Source organism: Pseudomonas sp. XS1P51, from assembly GCF_054897845.1.
Window position 1 is genome coordinate 2973139 of the sequence record NZ_CM142707.1, and the last position, 25452, is coordinate 2998590.

Below are 25452 nucleotides of genomic sequence, written 5' to 3' on the forward strand. Positions count from 1 at the left end.
TTAAGCGATAGCCAAACGGCGTTCCAACAAGTCTTCAAGCTCATCGAGCAACTCGTCACCACACAGCAGTTCGTAATGCCCGCCGGCCAACAAGCGGTCCACGCCATGGCTGCCGACTTGCGCCTCGAACACCCGACGCTCGTCGTCGCGCCCGACCACCCACCAGCGATGCGCCGCGACCTGAATCGCCGGCAGTTGCCGATGCGCCAGGGCCAGTTGCTTGAGCGATGAACCGGTGGCGAAGATCTGCGTAAGCTCTCCCGCCCCCAACGCCGCGTGGCCATTGGAACCGTGCATGACCGCCTCGATCACCGCTGCGGCACCTTCGCGCTCATTCAAATCAGCGGCTTTCAGCGCAATCAGCGCCTGGGCCTCCTCGACGGGCAGACCGAGCACAAACCTCAGGAAGTCCCCAAGGTCTTCGCGCCAGTCCCCCGCTTCTGCGGTGCCCGCCACATAACTGTCGACCAGCCCGGCAAACGCCACCGTCTCGCCCTGCGCTTCCAGTTCATGAGCGACCAATTGCGTCAACGCGCCACCCAACGACCACCCCAGCAAGTAATACGGCCCCTTGGCCTGCTGAGCACGAATCCGTTGCGCATAGGCTTGAGCCATGGCCAGCAGCGACGCGTCCTGCCAGTGCGGGTCGAGCAACATGCGGCATTGCAGGCCGTACACCGTGCGCCGTCCTTCCAGTCGGCGAGCCAGCGGTTCGTAGTCGAACACCGTGCCGAAACCGGCGTGCAGGCAGAACAGCGCCGGCACGTTGGGGATCCGCGCATTCAACGCCAGCAACGGGTCCGGCGCCGCTGCAATGGGCTCGGCAGCCTGATAACCACTGAGTTCGGCGATGCACGGTTTCTGCATCAGATCCCGCAGCTTCAATTCAAAGCCCAGTTGCGGCTGACTGCGAACCCGCGAGATGACTTTGAGCACCTGCAACGAGTCGCCGCCCAGTTCGAAGAAGTTGTCGTCGATGCCCACTTGCGGCACGCCCAGCACCTCTTGCCAGATCGCCGTCAGCGCCGTTTCCAGTGCGTTGCGCGGTGCGCGATAACCACCGAGTGCCCATTCAGGCGTAGGCAGTGCGCGACGATCGAGCTTGCCGTTGGCCGACAGCGGGAAGCGCTCCAGCACCAGGATTCGCGCCGGCACCATGTAGTCCGGCAGCTGCGCTTGCAGTTCAGACTTCAAGCGCCGATCCAGTCCGACAGCACCGGCCGCCACCACATAACCGACCAATTGCTTGCCGGTCGGCGTGTCGTGCACCACCACGGCGGCATCCTGCACCCCGGCACAGTCACGCAGACGGGCTTCGATTTCACCCAGTTCAATGCGAAAACCACGGATCTTCACTTGCTGGTCTAGACGCCCCAGGTAGTCGATCAACCCGCACTCGCGTTGGCGCACCAGATCGCCAGTGCGATACATGCGACCACCGGCCTCGAACGGATCGGGGATGAAGCGTTCGGCACTCATGCCCGGACGCTGGTGATAACCACGCGCCAGGCATTCGCCGCCCAGGTACAACTCGCCGCTGACACCGACCGGCAACGGATTGAGGTCGGCGTCGAGCACGTACAAACCACGCCCGGCCACACCACGACCGATCGGCGCATAGGCCGCGTCGCAGGTTTCGCTGGCTTCGGCACGCCACAACAGCGGCGTGACCACCGTTTCAGTCGGGCCGTAACCGTTGACCAGACGTTGCGGACGCAGGGCCCGCTTGACCTGCTCGAAACTCGCTTCCGGCACCGCATCACCGCCAAAGCAATACACCTCGACCGCCGGCGGATTGCCCAGGCGTTCGGCCACTTCGGCCATCTGTTGCAGGTACGCCGGCGGGAAGCAGGCCACGGTGACGCTGTGACGGTGCAGCACTTCCAGGGTTTGTTCCGGGGTCCACAGGCTGTCGTCGCGGATCACCAGACTGCCGCCGGCCAACAGCACACTCAGCCAACGCTCCTGAGCACCGTCGAAGGCGAACGACATGAAGTGCAATTCGCGGCTACGCGGTGCCAATTCGTAAAGGTCGATGATGCCTCGGCAATGCCGGGCAATCGGACCGCGCGCCACGGCCACGCCTTTCGGCTGGCCGGTGGAACCGGAGGTGTAGATCAGGTACGCCAGATGCCCCGGCAACGGTCGGGAAACCGGGCACTCAGTGTCGTCAGCAACGGCCAACTGATCGAGCAACAAACGTGGCGGGCTGTCGGCCAGGGGCAGCCGGTCGCCCAGATCGCTGTCGCAAAGCAACAGGCTGGCCGCCGAATCGCTGAGCATGTAGGCCAGTCGCTCGGCCGGGTATGCCAGGTCCAGTGGCAGGTACGCCGCACCGGCCTTGAGTACCGCGAGGAACGCCACGATGGTGCGTTCGGAACGCGGCAACGCCACCGCCACCAGACTTTCCGCACCAATGCCGCGAGCGATCAGTTGCTGCGCCAGCCCATTGGCCTGCGCCTCAAGCTCGGCATAACTGACTTCCCGGTCCTCACAGAACAGAGCAATTTTCTGCGGTTGCGTACTCACATGGTGATTGAAGCTGTGTAGCAAATCCGCAGAGTCGTCGGACGCCTGCGGCAGACTCAAACGTGCCTCAGGCAAGCCGATGTTGCCGAGCAGACACGTCGCGTCTTCCGGCAACGTACGCAGCAACCCTTCAAGTTGCGCACGAATCCGCTGCACTTCCAGCTCGCTGAAGCGATCACGCAGGAACAGGTATTCGACTTCCAGACCTTCCTCGTTAGCGCTGACCATCAAGTCCATCGGGAAGTTGGTCACCCCGCCACTGCCGACTTCGGCAAAGCGCAGTTCACCTTCCTCGCCGCCGCGCAAGGCGCGGTCCACCGGATGGTTTTCGAACACGATGATGCTGTCGAACAAGCCCTGGCCACCCTGCCCGGCCCAGCGCTGAATGTCGGACAACGGCGTGTGCTCGTAGTCGCGCACCATCAGGTTGTAATCCTGCAGGGCACGCAGCCACTCGCCCAATGGTTGCTGCGGGTCGAGGGTCTGGATCACCGGCAAGGTGTTGATGAACAGCCCGAGCATGTCCTGCGCACCGGCCAGCCCCGTCGGACGCCCGGCTACCGTGGCGCCGAATGCGACGCTGCGTTGGCCGCTGTGGCGTTGCAACAGCAATAGCCACGCGCCTTGCACCAGCGTGTTCAGCGTCACGCGTTGATGCTTGGCGAACGTGTGCAGTTTGCGCGTCGCCTCGGCGTCGAGGTTGCTGTACATCACGCCGTGACCAGAACCTGCGGCGCCCGACGCCTTGGCCAGAATGGTCGGTTCTTCGAGCAATGCCAGCCGCTCACGCCAGAAACCTTCCGCCTGCGCGCCGTCCTGGCGTTGCAGCCAGGCAATGTAGTCAGCGTAACGACCGGTCAGGGTTGGCAGGCTGTCGTTGTGATACAGGCGCAGCATGTCGCCCAGCAGACGCGACGCACTCCAGCCGTCCAGCAACAGGTGATGGTAGATCCAGATCATCTGGTAACGGTCATCACCCAGGCGAACCAGGATGAAGCGCATCAGCGGCGGGCAGCTCAGGTCGAACCCCTTGGCCTGTTCCGCCGCCGCCAGTTCACTCAGTGCCTGTTCGGTGTCGGTGCGCTCGCGCCAGTCGAGTTCTTCAATCGGCAACTCGACGTCGGCGAACACCGCTTGCAGCGGATCGGCCAAACCATCGCGCCAGCGGAACGCCGCGCGCAGCACTTCATGACGTTCGACCAGGGTTTGCCAAGCGGCGCGGAAACGCGGCACCTGCAAGCCGTCCACCGCCACGCTCAACTGGTTGACGTAGGGGTTCAGCTCTGGCGAATCGAGGCAGTGGAACAACATGCCTTGCTGCATCGGCGACAGCGGATACAAGTCTTGCAGCCCTTCACGGGCAGCGATGTCGATGTGCGGCACCAACGAGAAAGCTTCGACTTGCGGCGCTTCAACCAACGCCGCTTCACGGCGGGTCGCCACCGCGGCGAGGGCACGAATGGTCTGCTGTTCGAACAGTTGCTTCGGACTGAACACCAGCCCGCGCTGCCCGGCACGACTCACCGCTTGCAGGGAAATGATCGAGTCACCGCCCAGCTCGAAGAAGTTCTCGGTGACACCCAGCGACTCCAGCCCCAACAGTTCTTGCCAGACCTCCACCAGCAACGCTTCGGCGGGCGACGCGGCGGCCACTTGATCGTGATTCTGCCGAGTGGCTTCCGGCGCCGGCAGGCCTTGACGATCGAGCTTGCCATTCGGTGTCAGCGGCAATGCGGCCAGGCACATCAAATGCGCCGGCAGCATGTGCGCCGGCAGACGGCTGCGCAGGTGCAGCGTCAGTGCTTCACGCAAATCGTGCTCGTCGGCGAGCGGATCGCGTGGCACCACGTAACCGACCAACTGGCGGCTCACCGGGCCTTCGCGGTCGATCACGAACGCTTCACGCACGCCTTCGTGTTCGAGCAGGCAGGCTTCGATTTCGCCCAGTTCGATACGGAACCCGCGAATCTTCACTTGCTGGTCGATACGGCCTAGGTACTCAACGACGCCGTCGGCACGGAACCGCGCGAGGTCGCCACTGCGATACAAACGCCCACCTGGCACGAATGGGTCCGGCACGAAACGTTCAGCGGTCAGGTCCGGACGTTGATGGTAACCCCGCGCCACGCCCTCGCCGCCCAGGTACAACTCGCCCGCCACGCCGACCGGCAGCGGCTGCAAGCCGCCGTCCAGAATGTAGGCGCTGCGGTTGCCGACTGGCCGGCCAATCGGCATGAAGGCCGAGTCGAATTCGGTATCCGGATACGCCAGCCAGATCAGCGGCGTGATCACCGTTTCGGTCGGGCCGTAGCCGTTGATCAGGCGCTTGGGTTGCAGCACTTGCTGGACCTCGTCAAACGCATGTTTGGCCATGCCTTCACCACACGGGGTGTAGGAACGGATCGGCAGATTGCGCCCCGCCTCGCCCATGAAATCGGCGATCTGCGCCAGGTAGCTCGGGGTGAAGCAGGCAATGGTGATGCCGTGTTTTTCGATCTCGGCGCAGGTGCGCTCCACGCTCCACAATTCGTCGTCGCGCGGCATCACTGCCGAACCGAACACCAGCGGCGTCAGCCAGCGCTCGTGGGCGCCGTCGAAGCTGATCGAGGCGAATTGCAGCTCGCGGTCGTCCGGGGTCATGCCGTACAACTCGCCGATCGACAGGCAATGCATGGCCAGCGGACCGTGGGCCACGCTCACGCCTTTCGGCCGACCCGTGGAGCCCGAGGTGTAAATCAGGTACGCGAGGTTCTCGCCGCAGGTCAGGTTGACCGGGTTGGTGTCGGCCATGAATTCCAGCGGTTCACGGTCTATTTCCAACACCGGCAGGCCTTCGGGCAACGGCAGTTTTTCCCGCAGCCACGATTGGCTGATCATCAGCGAAATTCCGCTGTCTTCCATCAGGTAACGCAGGCGTTCGGCCGGGTAAGACGGGTCCAGCGGCACGTACGCGCCACCCGCCTTGAGGATCGCCAGCAAGCCGATGATCATTTCCGGCGAACGTTGCATCGCCAGGCCAACCCGCACTTCCGGGCCGATGCCCAGTGCGCGCAGGCGATGGGCCAACTGGTTGGCGCGACGGTTGAGTTGGTCGAAGCTCAATTCCAGGTCATTGAAAATCAGCGCCGTGGCGTCCGGACGGATGACGGCCTGGGCCTCGATCAACTGATGCACGCAGAGCGGGTTTTCCGTCGCGGTAAACGCCGGGTTCCACTCGACCAACTGTTGCGCACGTTCCGGCGCGGTCAGCAGGTCCAGTTCACTCAATGCGGCGTGTGGCGCGGCGACCATCGCCGCCAGCAACGCGCCCAGATGCTCGCTCATGCGGGCAATGGCATCGCTGCTGAAGTGGGCGCACTGGTAGCTCCAGTTCAGGTTCAACTGGTTTTCGGCGGTGGCCGCCAGGGTCAGCGGGAAGTTGGTGCGTTCATGGTTCTGCGGGATGGAGAAGCTCAAACCGGCCGGCGCACCTTGTTGCAGCGCTTCGGCCACCGGGAAGTTTTCGAACACCAACAGGCTGTCGAACAGCGGTTCACCGGCACGCCCGGCCCAACGCTGAATGTCGCCGAGGGCGGTGAATTCGTGCTCGCGCAGTTCCAGGTTCTGCGCCTGCAAGCGGGTCAGCCACTGGCTGACGCTTTCAACGGCGTCCGGGCTGCTGATCACCGGCAAGGTGTTGATGAACAGGCCGAGCTGGCTTTCGGCGCCCGGCAAGTCCACCGGGCGCCCCGCCACGGTCGCGCCGAACGCGACGCTGCGTTGACCGTTGTAGCGTTGCAGCAACAGTGCCCAGGCACCTTGCACCAGGGTGTTGAGGGTGACTTTCTGCTGACGGGCAAACTCGCTGAAGCGTTGGCTGGTGGCCACATCGAAGGTCTGGCGATGGTCGGCAAAGTCCGCCGTCGACAGTTTTTTACTGTCGCCATGGGCCAGACTCTGGGCCAGCAGGGTCGGGTTGTCGAGGGTCGCCAGTTGCTCGCGCCAGAAGATCTCGTCAGCGTGAGCGTCCTGACGTTGCAGCCAGCCAATGTAGTCGGCGAAACGTCCGACCGGTGCCTGCACGGCTTGCCCGGCATAACGCTGCAGGACTTCGCTCAACAGCAGCGAATTACTCCAGCCATCCAGCAACAGGTGGTGGTGGGTGTAAATCAGTTGCTGACGCTCGTCGTCCAGGCGCACCAGGGTCAGGCGCATCAGCGGTGCCTGGGTCGAATCGAGCTGCAAACGTTCGCTGTCGATCAGTTGCGCCAGTGCTTCGGCCTGATCGCTGCGGCCACACCAATCGAGGCAGGTCATCGGCAATTGCAGATGACGGTGGACCAATTGCACCGGCGCTTCGAAACCGTCCGGGAAGTGGAAGCTGCTGCGCAGGATCGGATGGGTGTCGAGCACCGCCTGCCAGGCACGGCCCAAACGCTCGGCATCGAGGCCACGGGCTTCGACGCTGAGCTGGTTCACGTACGCACCGGAATCCGATTCGTAGAGGCTGTGGAACAACAAACCGGCCTGCATCGGCGACAGCGGATACACGTCCTCGATTTGCGCCGGCGGCACCGGCAAGCCATCGAGTTGCGCCTGGGTCAGACGTGCCAACGGGAAGTCCGCCGGGGTCACGCCGCCCGCGCCATCGCTCAGGCAGTGGGCGATCAGCGCCAGCAACTCGCTACGAAAATCTGCGGCCAGCGCTTCGATCTCGCGCTGATCAAAGCATTCGCGACTGAAGGTCCAGTCGAGTTTCAGTTCGCCGCCATACACCTGACCGTCCACCGACAACCAGTTCGGTAGCGGTGCATCCGCCGATTGTGCGGCACCGCTGGATTCGCGCGCCGGGGTGAACAGTGCGTCCTCGGCAAAGCTCTGGTCGAACTGCCCGAGGTAGTTGAACGTCACGCGCGCTTGCGGCAACGCGGCCAACGCCGCTTGGGTCGCGGCATCGCCCATGTAGCGCAACAAGCCGTAGCCCATGCCTTTGCCGGGAATCTCGCGCAGTTGCTGCTTGATTGCCTTGATCGACCCCGAAAGGTCGGCGGTTGGCGTCAGGCGTACCGGGAACAGGCTGGAGAACCAGCCGACGGTGCGGGTCAGGTCGACGTCGTCGAACAGTTCTTCGCGGCCGTGGCCTTCGAGTTGAATCAGTGCCGACACGTCGCCGGTCCAGCGGCTGAGGGTACGGGCCAGTGCGGTCAGCAGCAGGTCGTTGACCTGCGTGCGGTAGATCGCTGGCGCCTGTTGCAGCAACTGGCGGGTCTGCTCGCGGTCCAGACCGATGCTGACGCCCTGACGCAGATGCCCGGCCTGACTGGCCTGAGCGTTAGCGGCTGGCAGCGCATCATTGGCGAGGCTCAGTTGCGCTTGCCACCAGTTCAGTTCACTGAAGGCCGCTTCGGAGCGTGCATAAGCGTCGAGTCTGTCGGCCCAGGCCTGGAAGGCGCTGGTCTTCGGTGGCAGGTCCTGGCCCTGATAAGCCGCCTGCAAATCTTCCAGCAACACCCGCCAGGACACACCGTCCACCGCCAAATGGTGGATGACCAACAGCAACCGCTGGGAGCCATCGGCCTGAGCGATCAACGCCACGCGCAGCAACGGACCGTCTTGCAGACTGAGGCTACGCTGGGCTTCATCGCACACCGATTCCAGCGAGGCATCGCTGGCGACGCGAGCGGTCCAGAGCATGTCGATCACATCGGCGCTGTCGGCCCCGACATAGCGCGCCGACCATTGGCCGTCGACCTGACTGAAACGCAAACGCAGGGCATCGTGCTGCTTGAGCAGGCGTTGCAGCGCGGCTTGCAGGCGCGGCAATTCGAGGGTTTCCCGTGGTGTCAGCAGCACGGCCTGGTTCCACTGCGCGCGCTGCGGGATCGGCTCGTCGAAGAACCAGCGCTGGATCGGCGTGAGTTTTTGCACACCGTCCACTGGCCCTTGTTGTGCCAGCGGTGCGGCCTGCTCTTTCACCACCGCCGCCAACGCTTGCAAGGTCTGCTGCTGGAACAGGTCTCGGGGTTGCAGGCTCAAACCGGCACGACGGGCACGGCTGACCACTTGAATCGAAATGATCGAGTCGCCACCCAGTTCGAAGAAGTTGTCCTGACGGCCGACCTGTTCCACGCCCAACACGTCTTGCCAGATCTGCGCCAGCACCTGTTCGTGTTCGCTGCGCGGTGCTTCGAAGGCGCGCTGGCTGACCTGTGCGGTCGGTGTCGGCAGGCGTTTGCGGTCGAGTTTGCCGTTGGGGCTCAACGGCATCTGCTCGATCAGCACGGTCTGCGCCGGCACCATGTAATCCGGCAGGCTGGCGAGCAAATGGCTTTTCAGGGTTTCGCGCCAAGCGCCTTGTTGCTCGGCATCGGCGTCCAGCAGTGCGCGATTCTGCGGCACGATGTACGCGACCAATTGCTTGCCGCTCGGGCCGTCGAGGGCCAGCACCACGGCTTCCTGCACGTCGGCATGCTCTTGAAGACGCGCTTCGATTTCACCCAGTTCGATGCGCAAACCGCGAATCTTCACTTGATGGTCGATGCGACCGCAGTAGTCGATGGCGCCATCAGCGCGATAACGCGCCAGGTCACCGGTGCGGTACAGGCGCTCGCCGCTGCCGAACGGATCCACCACAAAACGCTCGGCAGTCAACGCGCCACGACGGTGATAACCGCGAGCCAGGCCGATACCGCCCAGGTACAACTCGCCCACCGCGCCTAGCGGCAATGGTTGCAGTTCACTGTCGAGGATGCAGGTACGCAGGTTGGCAATCGGGCGGCCGATCGGCACGCTGTCGCGGCCCTCTTCCACGCAGGTCCAGTGGGTCACGTCGATGGCCGCTTCGGTCGGGCCATAGAGGTTGTAGAGATGGGCTTGCGGCAGGCTGCGCAAAGTCTGGCGTTGCAGTTCCATCGGCAGCGCTTCACCACTGCAAATGATCCGTTGCAGCGAGGCGCAGGCCAGCGCCTCGTCGGCACCGATAAACGCCGAAAGCATCGACGGCACGAAGTGCAGCGTGGTGATCGACTGTTCGACGATCAGCGCGGCAAGGCGTTGTGGATCACGGTGCTCGCCGGGCGCGGCGATGACCAGTGTGGCGCCTTTCATCAGCGGCCAGAAAAACTCCCACACCGACACGTCGAAACTGAACGGCGTCTTTTGCAGCACACGGTCCGTAGGCAGCAAGTTGTAGGCTTCCTGCATCCATTCCAGACGGTTATGCAGCGCCACATGGCGGTTGCCCGCGCCCTTGGGTTTGCCGGTGGAGCCGGAGGTGTAAATCACATAAGCGAGGTTTTCCGCGATGGCCAGGTTGGGTAGATCAGTGCCCGGCAGATCGCTCAGCCAATCGGCCTCGGCGCGCAGGCACAAGGTGCGCACGTTGTCCGGGGTCGGCAATTGCGCCAGCAAATGCTCCTGGGTCAGCAACAGCGAAATGCCGCTGTCTTCGATCATGTAGCTCAGGCGATCAATCGGGTATTCCGGGTCCAGCGGCACATACGCACCACCGGCCTTGAGAATCGCCAACAGGCCGACGACCATTTCGAACGAGCGGTCGCAGGCAATCCCCACCAGCACTTCCGGGCCGACACCCTGAGCGCGCAAGTGATGGGCCAGACGGTTGGCGCGCAGGTTCAATTCCACGTAACTCAGACGCTGCCCCTGAAACACCAGCGCGGTCGCTTCACCGTCTTCAATCACGCGTTCTTCGAAATGCCGCTGCACGCAGACTTCGCCCGGATAGGCCTGAGCGGTGTCGTTGAGGTCATCGAGAATGCGCAGACGCTCGTCGGCATCCAGCAGCGGCAATTCGGCCAGCGGGCATTGCGGGTTTGCCAGCACACCGGCCAGCAGGTTGCGCCAGTGCCGAGCCAGGTGTTCGATGCGCTCGGCGTCGAACAGGTCGGTGGCGTAGGTCAGGCTGGCGAACAACTTGTCGCCCACTTCCTGCGTGTCCAGTTGCAGGTCGAATTGCGTGGTGTGCGCCGTGGCGTTCAGCGCCTCGACCCGCAGGCCTGCGAGCAAGCCGCTGACCGCCGCCGGTTTGGCTTGCTGGTGGTTGAACATCACCTGGAACAACGGGCTGTGGCTCAGGCTGCGCTCACCTTGCAGCGCTTGCACCAGTCGCTCGAACGGCAGGTCCTGATAAGCCTGGGCATCCAGAGAGGCGTCGCGGGTCTGGTCGAGCAACTGGCTGAATGGCAGACGCCCGTCGAGCTCGGCACGCATCACCTGGGTGTTGACGAAGAAGCCGATCAGGCCACGGGTTTCCGCGCGATTACGGTTGGCAATCGGCACGCCAACGCGCAGATCGGACTGACCGCTGTAGCGATAGAGCAAGGCCTGGAAGCTCGCCAGTAACAGCATGAACGGCGTGACGCCGCGCTGTTTGGCCAGGGTCATCAGGCCGCTGGCCAAGGTTGCATCGAGGGCGAAATCCAGACGCGCGCCGCGTTGGCTCGGTTGCGCCGGGCGTGGGCGATCAGTCGGCAATTCCAGCAGCGGTTGTTCGCTGCCCAGTGTGTCACGCCACCAGTTGAACTGACGTTCCAGCTCGCCCGCTTCCATCCAGCGGCGTTGCCACAGGGCGTAGTCGGAATACTGGATCGGCAGCGCTTCCAGCGCAGCGTTCTGCCCTTGGCAATGCGCGGCGTAGAGCCGGGAAAACTCCTCCACCAACACGCCCATCGACCAGCCATCGGTGACGATGTGGTGCAGGGTCAGCAACAGCACATGGTCTTCGGTATCGAGTTGCAACAGGCTGACCCGCAGCAGCGGACCGTGCTGCAGATCGAACGGCCGGGCGATGTCCTGCTCAACCGCTTTCATGGCCAAATCGAGACGCTGATCCTGAGGTTCAGCGCGCAGGTCGATCTGTTCGATCGGCAACGAAGTGAACGCGGCCAGTGTCTGCACCACCTGACCGTCGTCCTCGACGAATCGGCTGCGCAGGCTCTGATGCCGCTCCAGCAACACGTCGAAACTCTGCTGCAACGCCGCGACATTCAACGGCCCGTGCAAACGCAGGGCGGCCGGAATGTTGTACGCCGAGCTCTGCGGATCAAGCTGCCAGAGGAACCATTGGCGCTGCTGCGCATACGACAGTTCGAAGGTTACTTGCGGTTCGGTGGCGGGCGGAATCGGCAGTTGCCCGAAGCTCACGCCCTGCTCTTGCATTTTTGTCAGAAACTCGCGGCGTTTGTCGGCAGGCAGGCCGGCGAAGCGGGTGGCGATACGCTGGGCAGTGGTGTGTTCCATCAGTTGATCTCCATCTCGTCGAGAAGCGACTCAAGCGCATCAAGACGTGCATCGTTGTCAGCCGGGGCGTGTTGCCCGGCCATGGCGGCATAAGCCTGCAGGTCGGTGGATTCGAACAGCGCGCGCAGCGGCAGCTCGATGCCCAGTTCCAGTTCCACGCGGGCACTGGCCTGGGCGGCGAGCAACGAATGCCCGCCCAATTCAAAGAAGTTGTCGCGCCGGCCGATCTGCGCCACGCCCAGCACGTCAGCCCAGATCGCTGCCAGTTGCTGTTCGAGGTCGCCTTCGGGGGCTTCGAAGGGTCGCTGCCATTCCTGCGCATCGGGCACCGGCAAGGCCTTGCGGTCGAGCTTGCCGTTGCCGGTCAGCGGCAAGGCATCGAGCAGCAACCAGTGGCTCGGCACCATGTAGTCCGGCAGATCGACCTTGAGCGCGGCGCGCAGGTTGTCGCGCCAGGCAATCGGGTCGTGCGGGGTTTGCTCGGCGACGACGTAGGCGCAAAGCTGCGGGCCGCCATCGCCCGAATGCACGCTCAACACTGCTTGGCTCACGCCCGGTTGCGCCAGTAGCGCGGCTTCGATTTCACCCAGCTCGATGCGGAAACCGCGAATCTTCACTTGCTGGTCGATCCGGCCGAGGTAATCGATGCTGCCATCGGCACGCTGACGCGCCAGGTCGCCGCTGCGATAGAGGCGTTGCGCGGCATCGAACGGGCTCGGCACGAAGCGTTCGGCGGTGAGGCCGAAACGCCCGTGATAACCACGGGCCAGGCCGGCACCGGCGATGTACAACTCGCCCGCCACACCCACCGGCACCGGTTGCAACTGGCTGTCGAGCAAGTACCAGCGCAGGTCGCGGATCGGCAGGCCAATCGGGCTTTGGGCCTTGCCTTCAAGATCGGCCAGGCGAATGGCGCGGTAGGTCACGTGCACCGTGGTTTCGGTGATGCCGTACATGTTCACCAACGTCGGTTGCTGGTCACCGAAGCGTTCGAACCATGGGCGCAGGCTCGCAACTTCCAGCGCTTCGCCACCGAAGATCACCTGGCGCAGCGCCATGTTTCGCGGGCTGGCGCAGGCAATCGGCAACAGTTGGCGGAACGCGGTCGGAGTCTGGTTCAACACCGTCACGCCTTCATCACAGAGCAAGCGGTGAAACTCTTGCGGCTCGCGGCTGATGTAATACGGCACGATCACCAGACGCCCGCCGGTGCACAGCGAACCAAACAGCTCCCACACCGAGAAGTCGAAGGCGTAGGAGTGGAACAGGGTCCAGACATCGTCCGGGCCGAAGTTGAACTCGGCAGCGGTGGCCGTGAGCAGACGCCCGACGTTGCCATGGCTGAGCAATGCACCTTTTGGCCGACCGGTAGAACCAGAGGTGTAGATCACGTAGGCGAGGTTTTCCGGGGACGCCAGCGCAGGCAGGTTGTCGGCGCTGTAGGCGTCCAGTTGCAACGACTCCAGGTTCAGCACCTGCACGCTGTCGCGGGCCGGCAAGCCATCGATCAAATGTTGTTGGGTCAGCAGCAACGTAATGCCGCTGTCTTCGATCATGTAGCTCAAGCGCTCGACCGGGTATTGCGGGTCCAGCGGTACGTAGGCGCCACCGGCCTTGAGAATCGCCAGCAAACCAACCACCAGCGGCATCGCCCGTTCGGTGGCGATGCCGACCCGCACCTCAGGCCCGACGCCCTGCTCGCGCAGTTTGCGCGCCAGGCGGTTGGCCTGGGCGTTGAGCGCGGCATAGGTCAGTTGCTCGCCTTCGTAGACCAGCGCGATGGCGTTCGGCCGTTGAGCGGCTTGATTTTCGAACAACTGGTGCAAGGTTGGCGGCGACGGTTGCGCTTGGAACGTCGGGTTCCAGTGCTGGATCAACGCAGCGTATTGCGGCGCGTGCAGCAATGGCAGTTCGGCGACGCGTTGCTGCGGATCGTTGACCACCGCGCGCAACAGGTTCAGCCACTGCTCGGCGAGGCGGTTCATCGACGCTTCGTCGTACAGATCCGTGGCGTAGGTCAGGCTGGCGTCCAGTGCTTCGCCCTGCTCTTGGGTATCGAGCACCAGATCGAATTGCGTGGTGTGTTGCTGCCATTGCAGACGTTCAACCTGCAAGTCGGCGACGCTGCGCTCGACGCTCGCGCCCAGCTGCTGCTGGTGGTTGTAGAGCACCTGGAACAACGGGCTGTGATTCAGGCTGCGGTCAGGCTGCAAGGCGTCGACCAGTTGCTCGAACGGCAAGTCCTGATTCGCCTGTGCCCCCAATGCGACCTGTTTGACCTGTTGCAGCAAGGCACTGAACGGTTGCTGCCCGTCGATCTCGGCACGCAGCACCTGGGTGTTGATGAAGAAGCCGATCAGGCCTTCGGTTTCGATGCGCGAACGCCCGGCACTCGGCACGCCGACGCTGATGCTCGACTGGCCGCTCTGGCGATGCAGCAAGGTCTGGAAACTCGCCAGCAACAGCATGAACAGCGTCACCTGTTGTTCCTGGGCGCGTTGGCGCAAACCGGCGAGCAAGTCGCGATCAACGTTCAGCACCAGACTGGCCCCGCGCTCGGTGCGACGGGCCGGACGGGTCAGCTCACTCGGCAATTCAAGCGGTGCCTGGCTGCCATCCAGTTGCTCGCGCCACCACGCCAGTTGCCGTGCACCCTCGCCGGCCTCCAGCCAGTCGCGCTGCCAACGGGCGTAGTCGCTGTAGTTCACCGGCAAGCTATTCAGGTTTGCAGCATTGCCTTCGACGGCAGCCTGATACAGCGCACTGAACTCATCGACCATGACCTGCATCGACCAGCCATCGGCGGCAATGTGGTGCACGGTAAGCACCAGCACATGCTCTTCGGCGCGCACTTGCAGCAGCAACACGCGCCACAGTGGACCGTTGCGCAGGTCGAACGGCCGGGCGATTTCTTCGGCCACGGCGCTGTCGATCGACGACTGATCCAGCGTGCGTTCTTGCAGTTGCAACGGCAGTTTTTCATGCAGCACCGGACGCGCCTGCTGACCGTCCTGTTCGAAGGTCGTGCGCAGGGTCTGGTGACGGGCCTGCAATTGGGCGAAGGCCTCGCGCAGGGCTTCGCGGTTCAGCGAGCCCTTGAGGCGCAGCGCGGCTGGAATGTTGTAGGCCGGGCTTTGCGGGTCCAGTTGCCAGAGAATCCACTGGCGCTGCTGGGCGTAGGACAGGATCTGCAGCTGATCGATTGGCGCACGCTGCAGAAGCGGTTGGCCGCTGATATTTGCCAGCGCCGCACGCTCGGCAAATTCCGCCAGATTCGCGGCGGAGAACAGGCTGCTCACGGACAGTTCGAGCTGCAATTGCTGACGCACCCGGGAGATCACCTGAAGCACCAGCAACGAGTGCCCGCCCAACTCGAAGAAATTGTCGTCGCGGCCCACTTGCTCGACCTGCAACACCTCCTGCCAGATCAACGCCAGTTGCGCTTCAAGCCCTTCGGTCGGGGCGACGAATGCCCGTTGCGCATCGCAGGCGGAAGCGCGCGGCAAGGCTTTGCGGTCGAGTTTGCCGTTGTTGTTGAGTGGCAGTTTGGCCAGCAGGATCAGGTGGTTCGGCACCATGTATTCCGGCAACGACTGGCGCAAAACGGCCTTGAGGGCATCCAGATATTCGGACTGATTCGCCGCAGGGCTGTGGATAAGTGTGTCGTCGCTGGCCACGATGTACGCCACCAGTTGCGTGCCGTCCTGAGCAATGACGGCCGCTTCGCGCACTTCGTCCCGGGCTTGCAGGCAGGCTTCGATCTCGCCCATTTCGATGCGGAAACCGCGAATCTTCACTTGATGGTCAATGCGGCCGACGTATTCCAGATCATCGTCGGCGTTGTAACGCGCCAGGTCGCCGCTGCGGTACAGCCGCGCGCCCGGCTCACGGGCGAAAGGGTCCGGCAGGAAACGCTCGGCGGTCAGCGCCGGACGATCAAAGTAACGTTGGGCCAGGCTGGCTGGAGCGCCGATGCACAATTCGCCGACACCGCCAGGTGGCAGCAACTGACCAGCCGCGTCCAATACATAGAGCGCCCGACCGGCGATGGCTCGACCAATCGGGATACCAAACGCGTCGCTGGCATCTTCGAGACGGCACTCATGAACACTGGACACCACGGTCGCCTCGGTCGGGCCGTAGGTGTTGAGCAAACGCACATGGCTCAACCCGGCCTGATGCCACAAGCGCAGACCTTCAACCGACATCGCTTCGCCACCGACGTGAACCTGGCGCAAAGCACCGAGACTGCTCACCACGCCGCTCGCGCATTCGCGGGCCAGCAAATACCAGTAAGCGGCCGGCAAGTCCGCGACGGTCACGCCCTGCTGGACGATTTCGGCGGCGAGTCGGCCAGCGTCCCACAAGTCATCGCCACGCATGATCAACGCCGCGCCGACGCACAGCGCCGGGTAGCACTGCTCGACAAAGCCATCGAAGCTGAAAGTCGCGAATTGCAACACGCGGTCCGACGCCGACAGCACCGAATAGTCGGCGGCGGTCTGGCAGAACTCGCGCAGCGCGGCATGGGCGATGGCCACGCCTTTGGGTTGGCCGGTGGAGCCGGAGGTGTAGATGACGTAGGCCAGGTCTTCGGCGACGGCGTGATTCTGTGGATCGCTATCCGGGTAGTCGGCGTTGTCTTCGAGGCTGAGGCGCAGCACACCTGGCACATCTTCCAGCAGACCGGATTCGCACAGCAGCACGTCAAGACGGCTGTCATCGATCATGTACGCCAAACGTTCAGCCGGGTATTTCGGGTCCAGCGGCACATACGCCGCGCCACTTTTGAGCACGGCCAGCAGGCTGACGATCAACTGCGGACCACGATGCAGTGCCAGGCCGACCCGCTTGCCGGGACCGGCGCCGTTGTCGAGCAGGCGATGGGCCAGGCGGTTGGCCTGAGCGTTCAACTGATGGTAGCTCAACGATTGACCGTCGACCTGCAACGCCATCGCGTCTGGCGTAGCGGCGGCCTGAGCCGCGATTTGTTCGTGCACCAGACGCGTTGTGGATAACTCCACCGAAGCCGGTTGGCTGATCGCGAGCAGCGCCGTTTTGCCGTCGACATCGAGCAGTTCCAGCGCGCCGAGTGCCGCGTCCGGCTGCGCAACCAACTGCGTCAGCAGGTGCTGCAGATTGGCCGACAACCCGGCGACCTGCGCCGCACTGAACCGCGCCGCGTCGTAGCTGAAGTCCAGGCTCAAACCTTCGCCCAGTTCGATGCCCAAGGTCAGCGGATAGTGGGTGCGTTCGTGATTGTGCAGGTTGCCGAACGACAACCCGGCCGGCGCCCCTTGCTTCAGCGCTTCGGCCACCGGGAAGTTTTCGAACACCAGCAGGCTGTCGAACAGCGCCGACCCCTGCTGCCCCGCCCAGCCCTGAATGTCATACAGCGGCACATGCTCGAACTCGCGCATGGCCAGGTTCAGCCCTTGCAACTCGCCCAGCCACTGGCTGACGGTTTGATCCGGCTTCATCGCACACACCAGCGGCAGCGTGTTGATGAACAGCCCGAGTTGTTCTTCGATCCCCGGCAACGGTGCCGAACGGCCGGCCACGGTAGCACCGAACACCACGCAATCCTGACCGGTGTAGCGATGCAGCAACAGGCTCCAGGCCGCTTGCAACAAGGTGTTGAGGGTGACTTTCTGCTGGCGGGCAAATTCGGCCAGACGCTGGGTGGCGTTGCTGTTGAGGACTACGCGGTATTCTTCGCTGCCTTCGGCGCCGACCGGGGGGCGCAAGGCTTCGGCCAGCAACGTCGGTGCTTCCAGCGGTGCCAGGGCGGCTTTCCAGAACTGCTCGCCAGCAACGGCGGACTGCTGCTGTAGCCAGCCCAGGTAATCGCGGTATTGGCCGGTCGGTGCCGGCAGCGATTGCCCGGCGGCATAGTGTTGGATCACTTCGGCGAGCAACTGTGCGTTGCTCCAGCCGTCCATCAAAATGTGGTGGCTGGTGTAGATCAGATGCCAGTCATTAGCGCCCGTACGGACGAGCTTCAAGCGAAACAGCGGCGCCGTTCCCAATACAAAACCCTGGGCGCGTTCAGCGTCAGCCAGCGCATCGGTGTCGGTCGCTTCCAGCACTTCAAGCGGCAGCGCCACTTGGCGAACAATGGCCTGATGCGCGATGTCGAGACCCTGCCAGTGGAAGCTGCTGCGCAGAATGTCGTGACGCGCAAGCGCCGCTTGCCAGGCTGCGGCGAATCGCTGCGGATCGAGGCCCTGAATATCCAGGCGCATCTGACTGATGTAGGCGCCGACTTCCGGTTCGTACAGCGTGTGAAACAGCATGCCCTGCTGCATCGGCGACAACGGATAAAGGTCTTCGAGGTTAGAGACCGACAGTTCATCGAGCTGCGCCTGACTGATGCGCGCCAGCGGGAAGTCCGACGGTGTGGCTTGCGCTGCTTCAACGGCACAGCAATGCTCGATCAGCGCGTTCAGTTCTTGCGCATAGTCGTCCGCCAGACGCTGGATGGTTGCGGTGTCGAACATCTCGTGGCTGAAGCCCCAGCTCAGCGACAACTCGCCGCCGTAGACCTGGCCCTCGACGGTCAACCAGTTGCCCAGCGGTGCCGATGGATCCTGCGCCACGCCGCTGCCTTCAGTGGACGGGACGAACATCGCACCGTCATCGAACTGCCGGTCGAACTGCCCCAGGTAATTGAAGGTGATGCGCGGTTGCGGCAACGCCGCCAGTTCGGCGCGAATTGCCGGTGCGCCGAGGTAACGCAGTGCGCCGTAGCCCAGGCCTTTGTCCGGCACGGTGCGCAGTTGCTCCTTGATGCTTTTGATCGAGGCGCCAAGGTCACTGGCCGGTATCAGGTTGACCGGGAACAGGCTGGTGAACCAGCCAACGGTGCGAGTGAGGTCGATGTCGTCGAACAGGTCTTCGCGGCCATGGCCTTCGAGCTGGATCAGCGTGCTGCCCTGCCCGCTCCAGCGGCAAACGGCACGCGCCAGCGCAGTCAGCAGCAGGTCGTTGACCTGGGTGCGATACGCCGCCGGGGCCTGTTGCAGCAGTTTGCGGGTTTGCTCGGTGTCGAGTTTGAGTTCGAGTTTCTGTTCGAAGCGGTTTTCCAGCGCACCGCTCGGGCGGTCGCACGGCAGATCGGTTGGGGCGTCGCGCAGTTGGGTCTGCCAATGACCGAGGCTGTTTTCAAAGACTGGCAGATGATCTTGCAGGCGTGCGGCCCAGCGTTGATAAGTGCTGGTCTTCGCCATCGTCACGGCACCGCCGCTGTAGAACTGCTGAAGGTCTTCCAGCAACACGCGCCAGGAAACACCGTCCACCGCCAAGTGATGGACGACCAGCAACAAACGTTGAGTGCCGTCAGCCATCGCCACCAGCAGCGCCCGCAGCAACGGGCCGTTCTGCAAGTCGAGACTGCGCTGGGCTTCGTCGCATAAGGCGTTGAGTGCTTCGACCGACTGCGCCTGACGCTGCCACAATACCGACTCCGTGGTCGGCGCGGCATAGGCCTGTTGCCAGCCTGCTTCAGTCAATTCATAACGCAGGCGCAAGCTGTCGTGATGGGCCAGCAACTGCTCTAAAGCACGATCCAGCACCTGGACGTTTAACGTCTCGCGCGGCACCAGCAGCAACGACTGGTTCCAGTGCTGACGCTCAGGGATCGGTTGTTCGAAGAACCACTGTTGCACCGGCGCCAACGCCACCGCGCCAACCGCCGGGCCTTGATCGATCAGTTGTTGCTCGCCGCTGCGGGCGGCCTGGGCCAGGCTGCGGATGGTCTGGTGCTGGAACAGGTCTTTCGGGCTCAACACGATCCCGGCCTGACGGGCGCGGCTGACCACTTGCATGGAAACGATAGAGTCGCCGCCCAGTTCGAAGAAGTTGTCTTCGAGACCGACGTTGTCGATGGCCAACACGTCCTGCCAGATCGCGGCGAGGGATTTTTCCAGGGCACTGCGTGGCGCGACGTGTTCACGTTGTTGTTGAGTGCCGTCGACGGCCGGCAACGCCTTGCGGTCGAGTTTGCCGTTGGGGGTCAGCGGCAGTTGATCGAGGAACAACAGGAACGCCGGAACCATGTAATCCGGCAAGTGCTGACGCAGTGCCGCTTTCAGGGTTTCACGCAGGGTTGCCTGAGCGTCGACATCGCCCAGCAAGGCTGCCGGATCGGTCGGCACGATGTAGGCGACCAGTTGCTGACCGTTGACGCTGTCCTGCGCCAGCACCGCCAGTTCGCGCACGGCGTCTTGCTGCAACAGCCGCGCTTCGATTTCACCGAGCTCGATGCGGAAGCCGCGCACCTTGACCTGATGGTCGATGCGGCCGACGTATTGCAGCTTTCCGTCCGCCTGATAACGGGTCAGGTCGCCGGTGCGGTACAGGCGTTCGCCATTGCTGGCGAACGGGTTCGGCACGTACTTTTCAGCGGTCATGCCCGGCCGCGCCAGGTAACCGCGGGTGATGCCGGCACCGCTCAGGTACAGCTCGGCCGACACGCCTTGGGGCACCGGTTGCAGCTCGGCGTCCAGCAAATAGCTGGCGGTGTGCTTGAGCGGTCGGCCGATATTCGCGCTGCCACCGGCCTGGCGGCGGGTCCAGGTGGAATAGGTGGTGTCTTCCGACGGGCCATACAGATCGTAGACGTGCTCGACGGTCGGTTGCTCGTACAGCGCGTCCACCAGACTTTGCTTCAGCGGCTCACCCGCGAGGTTGATGATGCGCACGCTCGGCGGGATCTGCCCGTCGCGTTGCAACGCATTGATCGCCGACGGCACGGTGTTGATCAGACGCACCTGATCCCGCGCCGGCAGTTGCGGCAACTCCAGGGCATTGCGGGCGATGATCACCGAACCGCCGTTGGCCAGGGTGACGAACAGCTCCCACACCGACAGGTCGAAGCAGACCGAGGTGGAGGCCAACACCCCTTGAATGTCCTCGCGGCTGTAGACCGATTTCGACCAGTCGATCAGCGCCAGCACGTTGCGATGGGCGATGGCCACACCTTTGGGTTTGCCGGTGGAACCGGAGGTGTAGATCACGTAGGCCAGGTTGTCCGGCGTGACGCGGGTAACCGGCGCGCTGCTCGGGTAATCCGCCAGCGAGAATTCAACGGCGTCCATCAACAGCACTTGCGTGTCGGCCGCTACGTTCAACGTCGCCGCGATCGCCTGTTCGGTCAGCAGCACCAGCGCGCGGCTGTCTTCAAGCATGTAGGCGACCCTCTCGGCCGGGTAATCCGGGTCCAGGGGAACGTAGGCACCACCGGCCTTGAGCACCGCCAGCAACGCCACCAGCAGGCATTCGGAACGTTGCATCGCCACGCCGACCCGGACTTCCGGGCCCACACCCAGTTCGATCAGCTTGTGGGCCAGGCGATTGGCCTGGTTGTCGAGCGCGGCGTAAGTCAGCTGTTTCGCCGCGAAAGTCACGGCCAGTTCACTCGGACTCACCGCCGCTTGCCGGCTGATCAACTCATGAATGCACAGGTCCTGGGGGAAGCGTTCGTCCGCACGATTCCAGTCATGCACGATGCGCTGATATTCGGTTTTATCCAGCAGCGGCAAATCGCTGATGCGCTGCCGCGAATCGCTGACCATGCCGTGCAGCAGGTGCGTCCAGTGCTGCGCCATGCGCGCGATGGTCGCGGCGTCGAACAGGTCGTTGGCGTAGGTCAGCGCGGCGTGCAGCTTGCCGCGCTTCTCATTGGTGTTGAGGTCGTAAGTGTCGAGGGTCAGGTCGAACTGCGTGGTGCGCCCTTCCCACTCGATCACGCCCAGCGCCAGACCGGAGGCGGTGCTGACGGTGGAAATATCGGCGACCTGCGGCTGATGGTTGTACATCACCTGGAACAGCGGCGTGTGGCTGAGGCTGCGTTCCAGTTTCAACGCTTCGACCAGGCGCTCGAACGGTAAGTCCTGATGGGCCTGGGCACCGAGGGCGGTTTCCTTGATGGCGCGCAACAGATCGTCGACGCGGGTCTGACCGTCGAGCTGCGTGCGCAGCACCTGGGTGTTGACGAAGAAGCCGATCAGGCCTTCGATTTCCGCGCGGTTGCGGTTGGCGATTGGCACGCCGACGCGAATGTCGGTCTGCCCGGTGTAGCGGTGCAACAGCACGTTGAACGCACCGAGCAACAGCATGAACAAGGTGATGTTGTGCTTCTGCGCCGTGGCCCGCAGTTGTTCGGCCAGTTGAGCGTCGACGGCAAACTCGTAACGGGTGCCGCGATAGCTCGGCATCGCCGGGCGTGGATGATCGGTGGGCAGTTCCAGCACTGGATGCTCGTCACCCAGTTGGCTCTGCCAGTATTCGAGTTGGCGTGCCTGCTCGCCGGCCTCCAGCCAGCGGCGCTGCCACAGCGCATAGTCGCTGTACTGGATCGGCAACGGCGCGAGTTGCGGTTGGGCATCGGCGTCAAAGGCGTCGTAGCAGCGAATGAACTCGTCGATCAGCACGTTCATCGACCAGCCGTCGGAAACGATGTGGTGCAAGGTCAGCAGCAGGACGTGTTCCTGTTCGGCAAGCTTGAGCAACGTGACCCGCAGCAGCGGGCCGACCGACAGATCGAAGGGCAGCACCGATTGCTGCTCGGCTGCCTGGGCGACTGCCCGCTCGCGCTCCGGGGCCGGCAACGCGCTGAAATCCACCTGATCGATCACCAGCGACGCGCCGGCCGGGACTTGCAGCAAGGTGTCATCCGCCTGACGCTGGAACACCGTGCGCAGGGTTTCGTGACGCGCCACCAGACTGGCAAACGCCTGTTCCAGGGCTGACAAATTCAGACGCCCGGTCAGACGCACCGCCCCCGGCAGGTTATAGGCGCCGCTTTGCGGGTCCAGCTGCCAGAGAAACCACATGCGTTGCTGGGCGTACGACAACGCCTGGCGATCCTCGGACTCGACACCGGCAGGAATCGGGAACCGGGCGAAATCAACACCTTCCTTTTGCAAGGCCGCAAGGAACATCTGGCGCTTTTCCAGGGGCAACCCGATAAACCGGCGAGCAAGTTTCAAGGAGTCTTCAGCATTCATTTCTTGGTATCCGGATCAGTAGGCAGAAAGCACAAAGGCACGTCGTCCCTATAAAACGAATACAGACCGGAAAAATTAGCGAATGAGAACAAGTATCAGAAGGGAGGTAGAACGCGGAGTGTGCGGGTGTCGAAAATCATTGTGGGAGCGAGCCTGCTCGCGATGAGGCCATCCCAGTCGACATTAATGTTGAATGTAAGATCGCTATCGCGAGCAGGCTCGCTCCCACAGGATTCTGGTGATATTGGGATGGGGTCAGGCGCTGGCGGCCATGGCGTGGCGCCGATGATGGACCTCCAACTGATCCTTGATCACCCGCAATACCTTGGCCTCGTGTTCATGGATGAAGAAGTGTCCGCCCGCCAGCATGTCCACGGAAAAACTGCCGTGGGTTTCCTTGCGCCAGCCGATCAACTGTTCGGTGGTGGCGCGGTCGGCCTTGCCGCCGAGCACGTGCACCGGGCATTTGAGCAATGGTCGCTGCACCGGCTCGAAACGCCCGCACAGCAGAAAATCCGCGCGCAGGACCGGCAGCGTCAGGCTCATCAGCTCTTCGTTGGCCAGGACTTCTTCGCTGGTGCCGTTAAGGGTGCGCAATTGCTCGATCAGTTCGGCGTTGGTCTTGGGCTCGGCGAAACCCCGGTCGTAGTCGGCACGCATCGTCGGTGCAGCCGTGCCCGAAGCGAACAGCGCCACCGGTTCCGGGCAACCCAGCGAGCGAAAGGCATGAGCCATTTCACAGGCCAGCAACGCGCCAAGGCTATGGCCGAACAAGGCGTACGGCGCCTTGAGCGTGGCTTTTTGTTCATGGGCCAGCTGCAGCGCCAGGCGCCGCATGTCGGTGTGCAACGGCTCGCCAAACCGCGCGCCACGGCCGGGAAGTTCCACGGGCTGCAGCTTGAGCCACTCCGGCAGTTTGCGCCGCCAGCGGCTGTAGACCATGGCGCTCGCGCCTGAATAGGGCAGGCACAGCAATGTCAGCTGGGTCACCGGGCTTACCTCGAAAAGTTGTCTGTTAAGAGAACGGATGAGCGCCGCGGGGAATTAGTCGTGCACATAACCTTGTGGGAGCGAGCTTGCTCGCGATAGCGACCTGACATTCAACATCAATGTCGCCTGTTATGGCCCTATCGCGAGCAAGCTCGCTCCCACAGGTTAATGTTCATCACAGAAATCTTTATTTCAAATGGCGGAAGCTTTGGACTGCGGAACCGAGGACCACCGCCCCCGCCACAATCGCCACCCAAAACCCGCTGCGCGCCCCGAACGCATCCACCAGCCACCCCGAACTGGCGGCGCCAATCGCCACGCCAATGCTCAATCCGGTGACCAGCCAGGTCAGGCCCTCGGTGAGTTTGGCCGGCGGTACGATTTGCTCCACCAGCGCCATCGCCACAATCAACGTCGGCGCAAAAAACAGCCCGGCGACAAACACCGCCAGCGACAATCCGAGAATGTTCGTCGCCAGCAGCAACGGCAGCGTCGTCACCGCCGTCGCCACCCCGCCGTACAGGAACAGTCGCGGCAGCGGCACTTTCGAACGCAACGCCCCGAACGCCAAACCGGCCAGGCACGAACCGATGGCATACACCGACAGCACAATACTCGCGGCCGCCGGTTGCCCCTGCTGCTGGGCGAACGCCACGCTGACCACATCCACCACGCCGACGATGGTGCCCATGGCGACCATCAACAGCATCAGCAACTGGATCTCGCTGGAACGAATGATCGAGCCCTGATGGTGTTCTTCATGGGGATGCACCGGCGGCTCGGTGCCTCGTTGCAACACAAACGCGGTCACCCCGATCGCCAGCATCGACAACGCCGCCAACGGCCCGGCTTCAGGGAACGCCACCACGCACAACCCCACTGACAGCGGCGGCCCGACGATAAAGCTGACCTCGTCCAGCACCGACTCCAGGGCATAGGCGGTCTGCAATTCAGGCTGGCCGCGATACAGCTCGGTCCAGCGCGCCCGCACCATCGCCGACATGCTCGGCATGCAACCGGCTAAGGCTGCGAACACAAACAACGTCCAGTGCGGGGCCTGCAAGCGAGTGACGAGCAACACCATCAGCAACGCCCCGCCACCGATCAGCGCCGACACCGGCAAGATCCGACGCTGCCCGAAACGGTCCACCAGCCGCGAAACCTGCGGCGCGCAAAACGCCGTCGCCAGGGCAAACGTCGCGGCCACCGCACCGGCCAATCCGTAACCCCCCTTCACCTGCGAGAGCATGGTGATCAGGCCGATGCCTGTCATGGAAATCGGCATGCGCGCGATCATGCCGGCCAGTACAAAGGCTCGGCTGCCTGGGGCGTTAAACAGCTGGCTGTAAGGGTTTGCCATGGGTTGCAGGTCTCGACAAGGGCCTGCAAGTTGCCATAAGGCTGAACGAGGGGAAAGCGGCTAATTGTTGGTTGAATGTGAAGGCACCATCGCGAGCAGGCTCGCCCTCACAGTGGATCTACTGTGAACACACTGTTTGTGGACACTAAAGATCAAATGTGGGAGCGAGCCTGCTCGCGATGGCGCCAGTGCAGTCACCAAATGAACTCTCTGCAACTCAAACCAGTCAGCTAGTTAAGCCCTCTACTCAAGGCTTTAACCTCCATGCAGATGTCCCTCAACCAACAAGTCGCCCTGATCACCGGCCCCAGCTCCGGCACTCCCCTG

4 protein-coding genes are annotated in these 25452 nt (G+C 63.2%); all 4 read right to left on the bottom strand.

The window, feature by feature from the left end; all coding sequences use genetic code 11:
- The 4 genes from ACYZUD_RS13830 to ACYZUD_RS13845 all read right to left on the bottom strand — a co-directional run bounded on the left by ACYZUD_RS13830 (position 1) and on the right by ACYZUD_RS13845 (position 25125).
- A complete protein-coding gene (locus tag ACYZUD_RS13830) occupies positions 1-11766 on the bottom strand; it encodes a non-ribosomal peptide synthase/polyketide synthase (RefSeq protein ID WP_462024503.1) in 11766 nt (3921 codons plus the stop codon).
- Entirely contained in the window at positions 11766-22775 is an 11010-nt protein-coding gene (locus tag ACYZUD_RS13835) for an amino acid adenylation domain-containing protein (protein ID WP_462024504.1), read from the bottom strand. Before ACYZUD_RS13835 ends, ACYZUD_RS13830 begins: the two co-directional genes overlap by 1 nt.
- A 255-nt stretch (positions 22776-23030) precedes the next feature.
- Positions 23031-23765: a thioesterase II family protein gene (locus ACYZUD_RS13840; protein ID WP_462024505.1), complete on the bottom strand. Its 735-nt coding sequence runs from the start codon at positions 23763-23765 to the stop codon at positions 23031-23033.
- Between the two features lie 187 nt (positions 23766-23952).
- Entirely contained in the window at positions 23953-25125 is a 1173-nt protein-coding gene (locus ACYZUD_RS13845; RefSeq protein ID WP_462024506.1) for an MFS transporter, read from the bottom strand.
- Between the last annotated feature and the right edge of the window lie 327 nt (positions 25126-25452).

Bases quoted from the DNA above. Each gene is read 5' to 3' on its own strand.
- ACYZUD_RS13830 (WP_462024503.1), bottom strand. From the start codon at position 11,766: ATGGAACACACCACTGCCCAGCGTATCGCCACCCGCTTCGCCGGCCTG.
- ACYZUD_RS13835 (WP_462024504.1), bottom strand. From the start codon at position 22,775: ATGAATGCTGAAGACTCCTTGAAACTTGCTCGCCGGTTTATCGGGTTG.
- ACYZUD_RS13845 (WP_462024506.1), bottom strand. From the start codon at position 25,125: ATGGCAAACCCTTACAGCCAGCTGTTTAACGCCCCAGGCAGCCGAGCC.